Source organism: uncultured Roseibium sp. (assembly GCF_947499295.1).
Lineage (GTDB): Bacteria > Pseudomonadota > Alphaproteobacteria > Rhizobiales > Stappiaceae > Roseibium.
The window spans coordinates 1-13732 of sequence record NZ_CANMNP010000035.1; the positions used below are offsets into that span (position 1 = coordinate 1).

The following is a 13732-nucleotide window of genomic DNA, read 5'->3' on the forward strand; positions in this document are numbered from 1 at the left end:
CCCCTCCGCTCGGTGAATATAGAACCGTCTTGGTATACTCGATGCCGCTGGGTGGGGGCATCCACCGCATCAGTTCAATCCTATGGGACCCGGCGTACCTTTATGCCGATAGACCCGATATGGGTCGACCTTCACGCTCAAGGTGGACCCGGCAATCTTATTGGTCACCCAGTCCGTCAAAGACGACTTGCCAACTCCCGTAGGCCCGCGCACGACCAGCAGCGCCGGAGCCGTCGCCGAGGGCGGCAGGCAAGACAGCAGGGTGTCGCGCTCTCCCTCTCGGTCGAGAAAGACAACGTCCGGTTTCAAATCAGCTTCGGCAGTCAGCGACAAAAAATGGATCCCCCTCGTAGTCCCGAAACTATACGGGAGTGCTCCGGATGATCAAACAAAACGAAGTTCAAAACGAGCCTCTCAAGAGTAATTACGGCTTGAACTATGACCTTGATGCAATGATCCACAATGCCAAACATTGTCTTGTCGCCGCAAAACAGAACGGGTTTGAACTGCGCGCTGTTCTCAAGGGCGGCTACATCCTCCCGGAAATTGTCGAGCGACTTTCAGATTTGGACGGCATTTCCCTTGCGGTGGGCACTGCGGCTGAGGCATCCCTGCCCGCCGTAAAAGACCTGGCAGTTGCGACCTTATATCCGAGCTCTTCCATCGCAATCGAGGCATTCAGCAATGTCGTTCGAACGACGAAAGTCGGCACATCGGGAATGCGTGCTTGGGCTCGAGGACCAGATTCTCATCGTGTGCTCCTGGCAATCGAGACTGGCGAGAAGCGCGAGGGCCTGGATCCCAGAGATCTTCGACAAGAGGTCTGGACCATCAGGAAGGCATTTGGCAATGGCGTGAAGATCGACGGGTTTCAGCTCAACTATGGCTGTGTCGCGCAAAAAGCACCTGACGTTCAATGCATCAACGTTTTGCTGAAGGATTTGGCGCAAGAATCACTGACGCTTCCCCTCAGCAACCCTGTTCTTTCCCTCGGTGGATCGGCTCTGCTGCCGGTTCTGGATCAGCTGGAAATGCCGGCGATGTTCAGGCCCGAGTTGCGTATCGGGGAGGCGATCGTTACGGGATCGATACCAGGTGAGGAGACCAACTCAAGTCTGCGCCGAACGACGATCTACAAGGCCGAAATACTCCAGGTCTTGCCTCGGAATTCCTCCAACCGGCAGCGAGTGCTCATCAATGTTGGTAGTTACGTTCTCGACGTGGCTCGAAGAGCTCGGCAAACTACTGGCGTAGTATTCGAGTCGATTGGTTCTCAGATATCGGTCGTAGCTCTTTCGAATGATTGGGTGAACTCATTGCGGGACACCACAGAACTGCAACTTGACTACAGCGAAACCGAGCGAGCGCTCCTACGACACCAAGGCTCAATTGGACCCTTGGTCTGTCTGGGGCAATCGACAGCAAGGCCGTAGCGCGTTGAATCCGCCAAGGAGAAAAGATGCACCGAATTCTCATTCCGATCGATAGCCAGGAGGCTGAGTCCTGGCAGTACGCCCTCGCCTATGCGCAAAAGTTCGGCGAACAGCAGAACAAGCCAACCGATATTGTCCTTCTCGTCCATACGAAGCGACAGATCGACGGAACGAGTCTGACCGGCCACATAGGTCGGCAACAAGCCAAGGCATTGAGTGGTGGCAAGAGCCTGCAGCTGCAATCAGGCGCAAAGCTCAGTCTCAAAACGTTGAATACGATGGGCCAGATGCTGAATGATGCGATCATCATCGCCTTCTTCGCCGACGCCAAAATGCTGGATGCCGTCGATAGCCTCCGCGGTGTCGTAGGCGTCGTTGCAGTGCCGGATTTGCCTGGTGACGCGGATCAATGGGTCGCGCGTTGGGGAGCAATCGTGCATGGTGCGGAACACCAGCCGGCAAAAAGACTCATCGACGATCAGATCGTCGAAAATGCGCTGTCACTCCTCTTTTCGATGGTCAACCCTACGACGGGAGTTGGTCATCCAAGAGACAAGCAGACGGCCGATGAAACCCTGCGTATCCTCCGCGCCAAAGGTCACGCTTTGGACCCGGAGGCGATCCGGTCCCGGGCGATTCAACAAGGGTGGCGCGCTGATCAGGCCAGCGAGCTGGGGAAGCTTGCTCAAAAAATCAAATCGCTGAAATCCAAACCCAAGCTCTCTGGCATCCACAACTGGGAAGGGCGGTATCAGAGCTGGTCCGAGTGATCGATCAAGCGAGATCAGTCGCCCTTCAGATTTTCAGGCAATCCCCTCCAAGATGATCCTTGATCCGGGCCTCATCGATCCGGATCACATTGTTCATCTCTTTGCCGTCAATCTCATCTTTCATGCCTTGCTCCCTTCAATCAGATTAAAGGGAGCCGTCTCAACCTGAAAATGTGCGAAAGAATTTATACGTTATCAACTAGCGCTTGACGATAGAACGCGGAAACAAAAGACACTAAGCAGGTAAAATTGAGGTTGCGCGCGAAGAGGTCGTCAGAAAAATCATAACTTACAACAGGTTAGATTTGATTTTCCATCTACTGGATACAAACCACCGGCTTTCAGCCGGTTTGCTTCAGCATTCGAATAGGGACACTCCTGAACTTGAGACCCGTGCTGGCATGAGGTCTCAAGTTCAGGAGTGTCCCTATGAGCTATTCTATAGCCAGTCATACCAAATATTATCATCGCTATCATGTCGTGTGGACGACCAAGTACCGTTACAACGTCTTGCAGGGATCGTTGCGCGAGCGCCTGCGTACGATCATCCGCCAGACCTGCGATGAACTGGACGTTCATATTGTGCGCGGAGTGCTCGCGCGCGATCACATCCACATGTTTGTCAGTATTCCCCCGAAACAGTCTCTGTCTGACGTGATGCAAAAGATTAAAGGGCGAAGCTCGCGCCGTCTGCAAATGGAATTTCCCTACTTGCGCAAGCGCTATTGGGGGAAACGCTTCTGGGCCAGGGGTATTTCTCTACGACCTCTGGCAATGTCACCGACGAAACTATCATGCGCTACTTGGAATTACATTCCTGAGCAAAACGACACCTCCGGCTTCAGGCCGGAGGTGGTTCATTCAAACCGCCCGAACACCCTCAATCGTGGTTCGATCAAACTAAAGTGCTAGGTTTGAGCGGATACATCTGCGCTATTGATCGGCAAGCCGGACAAGCGGATGATAGATGCGAGTGTCCAGTCATCATCATCGGTATTATCTTCGCCCGGTTTGAGCAACGGATCGTCATTGGGCGTCCAGCACGGGTCAGTGTTGAAGAACGACGTTGGGTCGCCTTTCAAGAGACCGGCAAACACGGAGCAAACGATGGTCGATCCGACACGGCCCAGCATTTCGCCTCCGTTATTTCCGGGCAGCTTTTCTGCTTCTTTCAGCACGTAGTACCAAAGCGATTCAGGCTCATCTTTGGCCAGCGCAACCGGTTGCAGACACATTTTTTTAGCAACATCTATGCCCGACGGAAGCCTTAGGTTCACACCGCGTTTCAGGTTTCGGAATGCAAGGATATTTTCCGCTTCGCCCGCGTCCGCTTCATGAAGATGGACCAGAGCATTGGCTAGTTTTGTGTCGATCTTCCGTGCCATTTGCGGGAACAGGCCTGGCGCAGAACTGGTCATCTGTAGGAACCAATCCCACTGGATGACGTTTTCTTTCTTCATCGGGCGGAAACCGCGGAGGTCATCCGGATCTTGAGAACCGTCATTGTCAAAGATTGTAGCGAATTTCTTGAAACCCCGGTGCGGATCATTCGTTTGATACGAATTGCGTACCATAGAATGGCCAAACCTGTAAGCGGCCCCAGCAAACTCAACCGGCATGAAAGGCTGATCTTTCCATTTATAAACATCCTCCAGTCCAAGTGCCCAAACCTTGCGTCCGCCGCAAAGTTCTTTCAGATGCAGCGCACAGTTATAGACTTCTTCGATCGCAATCCGCTTTAAAAAGTCATTCCAGACAACCCATTGATAAAGATAGGTTAGGGATTTCCGGGCTGCAGAAAAGGTATCGCTAGCTCCTCGTTCTGCCGCTCTGTCGACAAGTTCGTTATGTGCTAGAATGAAGGCGAGTTGCAGTTGGCTGACAATTGAATTCTCATCGTTGCGCATGTCGCCGATTAAGGCGCGTCCTTGCTGATTGCGAGGCAAGTCCCTTAGATTGGTTCCAGGTACAGTCCCAACCAGAAGTTTGCCTTTGTTGTCCTGATCGTAAATGTAGGGTTGGTCGCTAGGGCCTTTGCCATAGACGCAGTCCAAGTCAAGTCTTGGGGTGCGAAAATTTATTATTTTGTCAGGGTCGATCTCCCGCGCTGTCAAAGACGTGGTGTCGAGCGTTACGTCGTGATCTACGAATTGTCCGAAATACGTGTACCCGGCAGGGATCTGTGAGCCGAATTTGCTTTCAAGATCGTCGATCTTGGATTGATCCTGCGCGATTTCAGTCGGTGTTGCCTCCGGCAACTCAACCATGTTTTTAGTCGCAAATTCCAAAAACTTGGCATCCTGCTCTTCCGTCGTGCCTGGAGGTGCCCAAGGATTGAGGTTTGGGTATATTCTGCCAAACGGGCCTTGATAGAACTTTGAACGTGGGGCAAGCACCGATTTGCCGAAATGTGTTTGATGTGACATGGGATGACTTTCATTTTCTAAAAAATCTGGCTGGCGAAAAACAAAGTTGGCTAGCTCAAGTCATCGGATCCTCCTCTCTTTCTGGTTGACCTCTGGTCTTCGAAATGCTCCGGTTAAAAGGAAAGCTTCACATCACTCCAGCGATGCGATTTGGGCCAGGCGGCGTTGAATGGTTTTTCGGAATAGATGCTGGCAAGTGCTGCGCCGTCGGTGTGGGCCCAGTCGCTAACCCATTGTCGATACAAGCGCCATCCGTAGGGCTTATCCGACAGTTCGATGGCCTTGATCCCCATCATAATTGCCCGCAGCACACCTGAGCCTGAACCCGGATCAAGCCGAAACGCAGAATCTCCGACAAGCGCATATCCAGGGCCAGCACATTCGGGCAAATAGCGCCAGGAGACATCCCAGCCGGATTTGTGCTTTGGGTTGATTTTTTGTGCCGTGATGGCCATGCTGATGGTGCTGTGTTGGCCTTGGCCGGTGCAGATATCGAAGCGCCATCCATCAGGTTTCATCCGAAACACCGGGTGAGAGACCGGGTTGCTTGACGTTTTTGAGGCACAGGTTGCGACAAGTGGTGGAGATCCGAATAGGTATTTCAAGCACAGGTCGCGCGCCAGAATCCCGCGTCCGCCGCTTGCGTCTATGGTCAGGTCGCCGCCCCAATGCTTCCCCGCAATTTCTAGACCTTTGACAGTCCCATATTCCATCGGGGCATGAACCGGGCCGGCCGTTTTCATGAAAATGGCACCGAGACCAAGAGCCTTGGCTCTTAACAAGGCTTCCAAATCCCTCAAGTTTAGGAGATAACCAAGCCAAGTGCCCTCGGTATCTTGACCGTAGAGTACAAAACCGCCGCCGTCCGTACTGTATTGCCAGTATCCGTCAGGTCTGGAGTGCGCCAAACAAGACACTTCCTGATCCACCCCGAGCATTTTGAAAAGCGATTCTACACCAGGATGCAGCATGACTTGAAACGTGTCTTTCGGTCTGGAATAGGGTTGCAGAACGACCGTTTCCAGCCCCTTTTGCCTGGTCGTAATCGCACTCGATAGCCCGGCAATACCGTCTCCAACAATGAGGACATCGGTTTTCATCAGACAAACAAGATCGAATCCAAGGACATCCATGAGCCGGCGTCACGATGTGCAATGCCGTTTTCGGCGGCCACAATCTCAAGAAGACTACTGACATCCGCGATCCTGCGGCGATGGTCGCCGGCCTTCGCAGAAGAGGCCCCTCTCGTGATAATTTTGAATCTGTAGGCTGAGCCTGTCAGGACCCTTGAGGTGTCCGACTGGATTTGTGCCAAATCGGCATGTCCATCCGGTACATGCGTGAAAGACGCCAAAAGGAAATTGGTGGCACCCAAGCTTGGATTTTGCGCCAAATAGCGTCGCACCTGAGCGGTTCTCAGGGCCCGTGTCACATAATCATCAAATGTCACTGCCGCAGTTTTGCGGATATCGAATGCATCGTTCAAAGAGCTTTCCGTATAATCCGCATAGTCCCTATCGGGAAACTCAACGGTGCGGCCGTCTCTAGACAGGGTTATTCCGTTGATGCCGTCCCAGGCAGATCCGTGAGCCAGTTCGTCATCAGCCATAGGCACAACCGAGTCGCGACCGGGTTCGTAGGTCCGAGTGGTATCCGGTGCAGCGGCGGGCCAAAAGGCACTTAAAGCTGCGCAAAGCTTGGAATCTTCTGGAAAGGGGCTCCCCAGGCCATAGGCGGCCAGGTGCCTGCGGCCCTCTGTGGCATCGGTCGAAATGGCCCAGCCTGGCGCAAAGATGCCGGCAGCCGCATCCGGCATTGTGGAGCAACGGTCGATATCTGAAACCTCAAATTCCTTAGCAGCAGACCGTGCAGGATCCGGCACGGCAATGAGCGCACTGACCGTCTCCTCTGTTCCATCATCTTCGGAACGTGCGAACGGGTGGTGCCCTGCACCGCCTATCGCCGGATTTGCAGGCAAACGGTTTGCCGAAAGTGGCGCTAATTGGCTTTCCCATCTTATGAAACCTGCCAGCTCAGGTTCACGTTGCCGCAAGATGCGCTGCCAGATTTGAACTTGGCGCTGATCAACTTTTGGATAGAAATCGGGAGCTGCGATGACGCTGTGTCCGGCCTTTATATCGAAGGCGCGTGAGAGCCCGGTAGCGGTGAGGGTGACGTACCCCGCGCCGGTGAAATCCACATAGTGTACGGCGTCGTAGCCAGCGGTTTCAATTTTGTCCTTAAGGCCCAGCTCGTTGTTCAAGGAGACGATGTCTCCGTTTTCGTCGACTACGTGCCGGATGTGGACATATTCTGGGACAGGCCTATTTCCACCAGTGCCAAAATTACGCATTTCCAGGCTGCTCCAGAACAATCTGACAGCTCCCGACGGTGTTGATTTTGCTTTTGGAACCTTGAATGTTACCGGTAATCCAGCTGCGTTTCTTGCAATATCGATGAGGCGCGGATGAGAAACCGGGACGATCGCTGCAGGTGGTAAGCTGGCATCGTTTGACAGATCGGCCAATCCTTCGGTGAACGCAAAAGGGCTGACGTTTAGATCATCGGTCCTGACGCGCGAATCCTCGCCAATAGTATCCAGGAACTTATGGATCCGGGCGATTTTTGTATTTTCATGATGAGCAAGCCAATGCAGGGCAACGGTTTCGCCAACAAGACACTCCTGGCCGTCAAAGAGCTTGTGTATCGGTGTCCAGAAGGGCTGATTGATATCTTCACCAACCGGAGTTGCCGGGCCGATACCTGCTGCGCTAAAAACTTGTGTTCTGTCCGGGCGCACCTTTGTGCATATGTATGCGCTCCATGTCGAGGGCACGACATGGATACCGGCTTCATCTGACGCAGGCCAGTGACCCCGTGCCTTTGCATTGTAATTGGGCGTCAGCGTGCCCGCCCTTGCAATACCTGTGCGTGAATAGACTTTGTCTGCCTGCCCGCCATGGACACTGTTCGAAGCAGAGCGGTATTCAGAGGACAAAACGACTATCGCTATAGCCCCGTCCACAGGGCCGCTGAATTGGGTCTGTGTTTGACGGGCAAGATCCTCAACGTCTTCTAAACTTAGTGCCGCTGCTGCGTATATATAGTTTTCGATAGTGTCTAGGTCTGCAAGGGATGGATAGGCAGACAGAGCGCCCTCTGGACTATTATGGACCTCTGGACTTGCAAGTGCATGAAATAAAAGGCTTCGAGCAGGGGCTCCCGGCTCGACAGCTCGTGTGCACGCCGGCGACAAATCTTGGAATCCGGGTATGGACCGGTCTATGTTTTGTAGCGGGCGGATAAGCTCGCCAGTCAGGTTTTGCGCATTTATATCGAGACCATGCGCGGTCATTAAGTCTGCCCAGCCGTGTGGCGCAAGACGATGTAGTATTTCTGAAATTTTTTTGATCAACATTGAAAATCTCCAAATCTAAGCTGATGACTTTATGCCTCTTTATTTCAAAAAAACGCCTCGCCCTAGGATAGTTTGGGTGTTGCAAATGCAACCCCAGAATGTACGTAGCATAGAATACGGATATGTTTAAGTTTCTGGAGGCCATGCTCGAGGTAACTTTCTTCATTACGGGTGACCCCGATTCAGATAATTTGGTTAGGTGACAAAGTCATCGGTCCGCATCTCTTTGGATACGGAGGCTTCATGCAAACGCACCCCGAGCGACAGGTTCATAAGTAGGCATATCAGTGAGGAAGAGCGTCAAACTCTCTTTCATTTAGCTTTTTGTCGTTATCGAAATCGGCAATCCAAAAAAGTCTCCAACTTTAGTGGAACACCGGCTGCTGTAATTTCCGGCAGAGACAGCAATCCGTCTTGATCGGAGTCCATTTCATAAAACTCGGTTGTTTGTGAAAAAGCAGAAACTGATGAAACGCTGCAAAAGGCGAGTACACAAGCAATATGCTTGTACATATGAGTTCTCCATTACCTTCAAACGTATCGCCCCTGCATCCGAGGGGGGACACAGGGGCTGTTACCATCCAGCCCTATGGCCTTAAGGCTGCCAACGGATGGTTTTTGTTGTATATCCGGTTTCTGCACCTTTTGCGAGATTTAATGAAAGCTCCGAACTGTCCGAAGGCTGAAGGTGTTCCTTCCACCTAGGCGCCGAAGCGACACCGTAGGAGTGCTGGAAAAGGTGGGTGCTTGTTCCTGGGCGTTGACACGTAGCTTCAGGCAAGTAGTGATTGTGTTTCAAACGGGGAGCCCCTGCATCGGGGGGATACAGGGGCCTTATCGACCGTTTGACTTCCCTGTGTTTGAAAGCTGTCAGGAAACGGTTGTTTTCGAAGTCTATCGCGGTCCCCTTAACAACGGGTATCTACGCATTATTGTTCCCACATGCGCGCACCAAAACCGCTGCTCGTCCCTTTGGTAGAGAGCTGTTGAGATCCGCGCGGGGCGCGCGCGTCTCGCATGAGGTGACGGTCTGGCCTCCCTCCGCTGCGCTCTATGAGCCCAGGCATCTTTTCCTTTTTGGTGTCCGACCAAACAGACCGGTCTTGTCCGGTCAATAGACAAGCGTCGCACCTGGCGTCGTCTGCGCGTGAGGGAGACCGTGTGCTCGCTTCGCTGTGCGCCGCACCACTCCCTCAGCTTCGATCCGTGACAGTCCAGATCCGGCCCGTGGGTCTGGCTGCGCCTTCCCCCCTCTGTTCCCCGGAAAACATGCGTTTTCCAGTCACAGATTGATGAAGCGCTGCCCAACGGGACAAAGGATAAGGACACCCGAAATGACACTCATCAAACTGACCGCTGAACTGATCAGCCTTGCGCTGTTCCTGTCCGGGCTCTTCTCCCTTTGCATCATCTTCGCAGTCTGAAAAGGGGAGGGGACAACTCATGACCAGTGCAAACACCAATATGACGGCCTATCTCCTCGACAGCTTCAGCGGCGCTCTCACCACTCTTACCCTGAAGAGAGAAACCTACATCGATCAGATCAAGGCACATATCAACTGCACCTTCTTCGATGTCGTGCGCATCGATGATCATCACGATGTCTTTGTCGATGACAACGGCCTGACAGACGGGCTCTATACGGTGTCTCACCTGAAGGACTTTCCCAATCCCCTTGCCGGGAACCTCGTGATTGTCGGCAGGACAGAAGAAGGCGATATTGCCAACCCACGCATGAGCCTTGAAGAGGTTGCCGCCCTCTTCAGGATCTACCGACCTGTAATGGACCCGGATCTAACCGGCTTCCAAAAGCCGGGGATGATCGGAATAGGTGTTGCGGGGTTCAAGGTCCGGCTGGAGGAAAGCCGGCCGATCCTTGCTGGCGGTGAGGTGTCCTGAGCGATGGCAAAACTCACCAAGGCGCAGCGCAAGGCCCATGCAGAAGCAGAGGCGATCCTGACAAAGGATCGTCTCAGCGAAGACGAACAGGACTTTGTGTTTCAGAACTGGCACGAAGGAGCCAATCACATCAGCGGAGCATCCGGGGCGTTTTTCACGCCCTGGGGACTGGCGGCAGATTTCTCGATCGATGCGGCCAGCGCCGGGGCAAAGGTGATCGACCTATGCGCCGGGATCGGCATCCTGTCCTATTTCCTGCATCACAGGGCAAAATACACCAACAATTGCCCGGACCTGACATGCGTCGAAGTCAATCCGCGTTATGTCGAAATAGGCCGGAAACTCGTGCCAGAGGCCCGCTGGATTTGTGCCGATGTTTTTGATTGGCGGGAAGAGCTGAAAGGCGAACGCTTTGACGTTGCCGTTTCCAATCCGCCCTTTGGCTCCGTCAAACGCTCCGGCAACGGGCCACGCTACCGGGGGCGCCTGTTTGAGTTCCATGTGATCGATATTGCCGCCGAGCTTGCGGACTCTGGCGCGTTCATTGTCCCGCAAAGGTCCGCAGCGTTCAGATACTCAGGCATGCCCTGTCATCAACGGGTTGAAACCGGGCCAGCGGTGAACTACCAAAAGTTGTCCGGATACCAATTGCACGAAGGTGCTGGCGTGGACACTTCATTCTACAAGGACGACTGGAAAGACACTTCAATCCTATGCGAAATCACCTGTTACGAGTTTACCGAGGACCGCGCCCGACAAGGACGGGTACAGAAGCGCTTAAGCGGCCAGCCGGTTCCAGCGCTCCCGCATCGTCCTGCAGAACAACTTGCCTTGCGGTGACGGGGAGGGGCACCAATGGCTGAGATCCGAAAAGTCAAAGTCTACGACATCGATTGCGGATGCGGTGGAACGCATACGGTCTCCATTGTCGATGAATGGCCGAATGATCGGGTTATAGTGCGTGTCTGGTTCGGCATGGCAACGCCAGAAGGCTGGGAATCCTGGCCGAGTTGGGACGGTTACAGATTTAAGGCACACCGCGACCGGTTAACGAACCCGAGAGTTCTAGCGCTATACAAAGAGGATGCTTGATTCAGTTTTGAGCGGCTAAATCAGCAGCGCCGGGCCAGCGGCGCGACCGGGCAAGATAGGCTCGCCCGGCTGTGGCAACAGCCTTGCCGCCCAAACGGAGAGAAATGTGATGTGGTTATTACCCATTAGCATTTCCCTTACAATGAAGAAGACCCGCACCACCTGGCTAGTGAAGTTGCGGGTCCAATTCATACTGTAAGGAAGGGCGCGGCGGGGAAATCTGCCGCGCCACTCCGAACCACAATATAAGACATTTTCCCGAAATCGCCAAGCTAGGCGGTTGATCAGGCGCATCGAACGCCTGATCAACGCACGCCACCGCGCAGCTTTTCGCACCCCCGGCACCTTACCCGTCATCGACCCGGCACGAACGCCGCCCATATGGCGGCGTGCTCTTGCCCGTTTGCTTTGGCATGAGCGCTCTGCTCGGTGCACTGACACCAACTGCTGCCCGCACATGCTGACGAAAGGCGGCGGTCAGACCAGACGCTGGCGCATGTGGCCCGCATCCTTTCTTCAAGAGCTCGCCCGGCTGACGACAGTCCGACTGGTCCGCTTGTCCAGGAGCGGACTTTTGGGTGTCTCGTTTGTTGATGCCTTTGATGATTTGCGTCGCGACTTTACGCGGCGCGCGTCAATCAGCAACCCTGAAGGGTTCTCCACTACGTTCCGACCGCAAGCGGTGCAGATCGCCGCTCTTCGCCGCGCTGTTCGCTTTGGCAATCATGCAAATTCAACAAACAGGAGACACCCTATGAAAAAGATCCTCTCTTACCTGAAGCGTACCAGCCGCAATGTCTTTGCCTATCTGGGTAAGCTCTTGAAGAAAGGTCGCTCAAACGGCCAGTTCAACCTCAGCGTTGCGATTAACCTGCCGCCTTTTGTCAGCATCCGCTTCGGATACAGCGCTCCGCTGTCATCCGATAACGACAATCACAAGCGCAGTAAATCTGCCAAAACAAACTGACAAGAGAGCCCCCGCATCCATCTGGATGCGGGGGCTTCATGCGAACTCACCCCGAAGGACGGGACGATCTGGGGCGTGCGGCTTTCAAGAAGAAGCCCGGAAGGGTACAGGTGGATGGTTGTCACCTTTTCCGGGCAGTTAGCTTGGTGGGCGGTGTGGTTTGAATGGGGCCACGCACCTTATAATTCACGTCATAGTAGTATTGTGTACATCGGCACGCAATTGACCTTAATATCTATAATCTGCTTTAGTCCTTTCCACGGTCCTACGGCTTCTCTTCGGCGCTTGATCGGGGAGCGCGTTCAGCCTCCGGAAAGCTGCGTCCGGGTTTCGGCAAACCCGGCCTTGGCCTTAAGAGCTGGAAAAGGCGAGGGCACGTTCCTGGGTGACACATTGGTAGAGGGTTGTTGAGATCCGCGCGAGACGCGCGTCTCACATGAAATGACAGTCTTGCCTCTCTCCGCTGCGCTCTAAGAGCCAAGGCATCTTTCTCCGTTTGATGTCCGACCGACAGACCGTGCCTGGCCGGTCAACAGACAAGCGCCGCCTTTGGCGTCGTCTGCGCTGAGGGCCGTGTCCTCAGCTGCGCCTGCGGGCCGCGCCACCCCCTCAGCTCCGATCCATTGACAGTCCAGTCCCGGCCCGTGGGTCCGGCTGCGCCTTCCCCACTCTGTTCCCCGGAAAACATGCGTTTTTCAGTCACAGATTGAAGAAGCGCTGCCTATCGGGACAAAGGATAAGGACAACCCAAAATGACCAACGAAGAGATTGTTTTTGTACCCCTCAACAAACTCGAAATCGATCCGCTGAACGTGCGCAAGACCTATAGCCAGAAAAGCATCGAAGAACCGATCCGTTGTGGCAACCCCACCACGCCGCAACACGATGACACTGACTATCGGTTTCCCGAGGCGGCTGAGTAATCAGCCGTCGCCGGTTGCGGGCTTCTCACTCGCGACCGGCTTCCGTTCTTCCCGACCATCGATTCCTCCTAAGCTCGGCCGCTTTGCCGGCGCGTCGCGCGCCAGCAAAACGGATCGAGGAGCGCCCCCTCAGGCCCCGCCCCTCGAAACTCCCCTCCCTCCCGGAAGTTGGGTTCGTGGATGTGTCAAGCTTAGGCTTCGCGGCCTGTGTCTCTTTGAGAATTGGGCTTATTTCCACCCATATCCACTCGCGCGGAGAGACAAAATCTGCTATAAAAACGTGAGTTTGCAAGAGATTTCACGATTTGCCTCCGACTGTCCGGAAGATATCGCGTGGCGCGTCGAGCAGGCCGAGGTTGACAGTGCAATAGAGGGAATTGAACGTTCACCGGAGCTGGAAGCTTTTGTTGCCGCTATGGACGAAGAAGGTTTGTCGCCGGAAGAAAAAATAGAACGGCTCGTCGCACATGCGAAGGCTCGCAGCGCTCAAGCCGCAACGGATCGGTCTCCCAAAGCCGTGGAGACGCGCCGCAGGGCGATAGCGCAGGCCACGGCATCAAACAGACGCGCTGGCTATGTTCATGATCCGGTTCTGGAAGCTGCCAACGAACGGTACATCGCTGGCGATATTACTATTGATGAGCACCGCGCCGAGATGGTCGCGCGTTATACCAAAGGGAATTGATCATTGCGGAGCGAGAAGATGGAAAACAACATTGTCAGGGATGGCCTTGTTGCATAAATTCTTATTCGGCCCGCAGCGGCCCCTTTCCCGGAATTTAGCATCATGAGATGCGCTCGAAC

Annotated in this window: 12 protein-coding genes and 1 pseudogene; 9 read left to right on the forward strand and 4 right to left on the reverse strand. The window is 54.1% G+C overall.

All coding sequences use genetic code 11. The annotated features are described in order from the left end of the window. Positions 1 to 69: 69 nt before the first annotated feature. Entirely contained in the window at positions 70 to 333 is a 264-nt protein-coding gene (locus Q0835_RS28175) for a hypothetical protein (protein WP_298966577.1), read from the reverse strand. Between the two features lie 47 nt (positions 334 to 380). Here Q0835_RS28175 and Q0835_RS28180 point away from each other — a divergent pair, with 47 nt between their 5' ends. The 3 genes and pseudogenes from Q0835_RS28180 (at position 381) to tnpA (ending at position 3024) form a co-directional block, all read left to right on the forward strand. Then, complete coding sequence (locus Q0835_RS28180; protein ID WP_298966578.1) at positions 381 to 1433, forward strand: alanine racemase; 1053 nt, start codon at positions 381 to 383, stop codon at positions 1431 to 1433. Positions 1434 to 1459: 26 nt separating this feature from the next. Then, positions 1460 to 2203, forward strand: a complete 744-nt coding sequence (locus tag Q0835_RS28185) for a DUF1889 family protein (protein WP_298966581.1) — start codon at positions 1460 to 1462, stop codon at positions 2201 to 2203. Between the two features lie 429 nt (positions 2204 to 2632). After that, positions 2633 to 3024, forward strand: a pseudogene (gene tnpA / locus Q0835_RS28190) (IS200/IS605 family transposase). Positions 3025 to 3111: 87 nt separating this feature from the next. Here tnpA and Q0835_RS28195 read toward each other — a convergent pair. The 3 genes from Q0835_RS28195 to Q0835_RS28205 form a co-directional block, all read right to left on the reverse strand. Then, a complete protein-coding gene (locus Q0835_RS28195) occupies positions 3112 to 4629 on the reverse strand; it encodes a heme peroxidase family protein (protein WP_298966583.1) in 1518 nt (505 codons plus the stop codon). Positions 4630 to 4742: 113 nt separating this feature from the next. Continuing rightward, on the reverse strand, positions 4743 to 5762 hold the full coding sequence (locus tag Q0835_RS28200; RefSeq protein WP_298966586.1) for an FAD-binding protein: 1020 nt from the start codon (positions 5760 to 5762) through the stop codon (positions 4743 to 4745). Continuing rightward, complete coding sequence (locus Q0835_RS28205) at positions 5729 to 8047, reverse strand: hypothetical protein (protein WP_298966588.1); 2319 nt, start codon at positions 8045 to 8047, stop codon at positions 5729 to 5731. The genes Q0835_RS28200 and Q0835_RS28205 overlap by 34 nt, the downstream gene beginning before the upstream one ends. 1443 nt (positions 8048 to 9490) lie before the next feature. Between Q0835_RS28205 and Q0835_RS28210 the strand changes: the two genes are divergently transcribed. From Q0835_RS28210 to Q0835_RS28235, 6 genes are all read left to right on the forward strand, one after another. Continuing rightward, on the forward strand, positions 9491 to 9946 hold the full coding sequence (locus tag Q0835_RS28210) for a hypothetical protein (RefSeq protein WP_298966591.1): 456 nt from the start codon (positions 9491 to 9493) through the stop codon (positions 9944 to 9946). Positions 9947 to 9949: 3 nt separating this feature from the next. Next, complete coding sequence (locus Q0835_RS28215; protein ID WP_298966593.1) at positions 9950 to 10786, forward strand: methyltransferase; 837 nt, start codon at positions 9950 to 9952, stop codon at positions 10784 to 10786. A gap of 15 nt (positions 10787 to 10801) precedes the next feature. Then, positions 10802 to 11038, forward strand: a complete 237-nt coding sequence (locus tag Q0835_RS28220; RefSeq protein ID WP_298966595.1) for a hypothetical protein — start codon at positions 10802 to 10804, stop codon at positions 11036 to 11038. 754 nt (positions 11039 to 11792) lie between these two features. Further along, positions 11793 to 12005 carry a trans-acting factor B gene (locus tag Q0835_RS28225; protein WP_298966598.1) on the forward strand — a complete coding sequence of 71 codons (213 nt, stop codon included), beginning with the start codon at positions 11793 to 11795 and terminating at the stop codon, positions 12003 to 12005. Between the two features lie 752 nt (positions 12006 to 12757). Continuing rightward, the gene (locus Q0835_RS28230) at positions 12758 to 12928 is read left to right on the forward strand and encodes a hypothetical protein (RefSeq protein ID WP_298966600.1); all 171 of its coding nucleotides are present in this window, start codon (positions 12758 to 12760) and stop codon (positions 12926 to 12928) included. A 448-nt stretch (positions 12929 to 13376) separates the two neighbouring features. Beyond that, positions 13377 to 13613 (forward strand): antitoxin VbhA family protein, encoded by a 237-nt coding sequence (locus tag Q0835_RS28235; RefSeq protein WP_298966603.1) that lies wholly within the window; start codon positions 13377 to 13379, stop codon positions 13611 to 13613. The last annotated feature ends 119 nt before the right edge of the window (positions 13614 to 13732 follow it).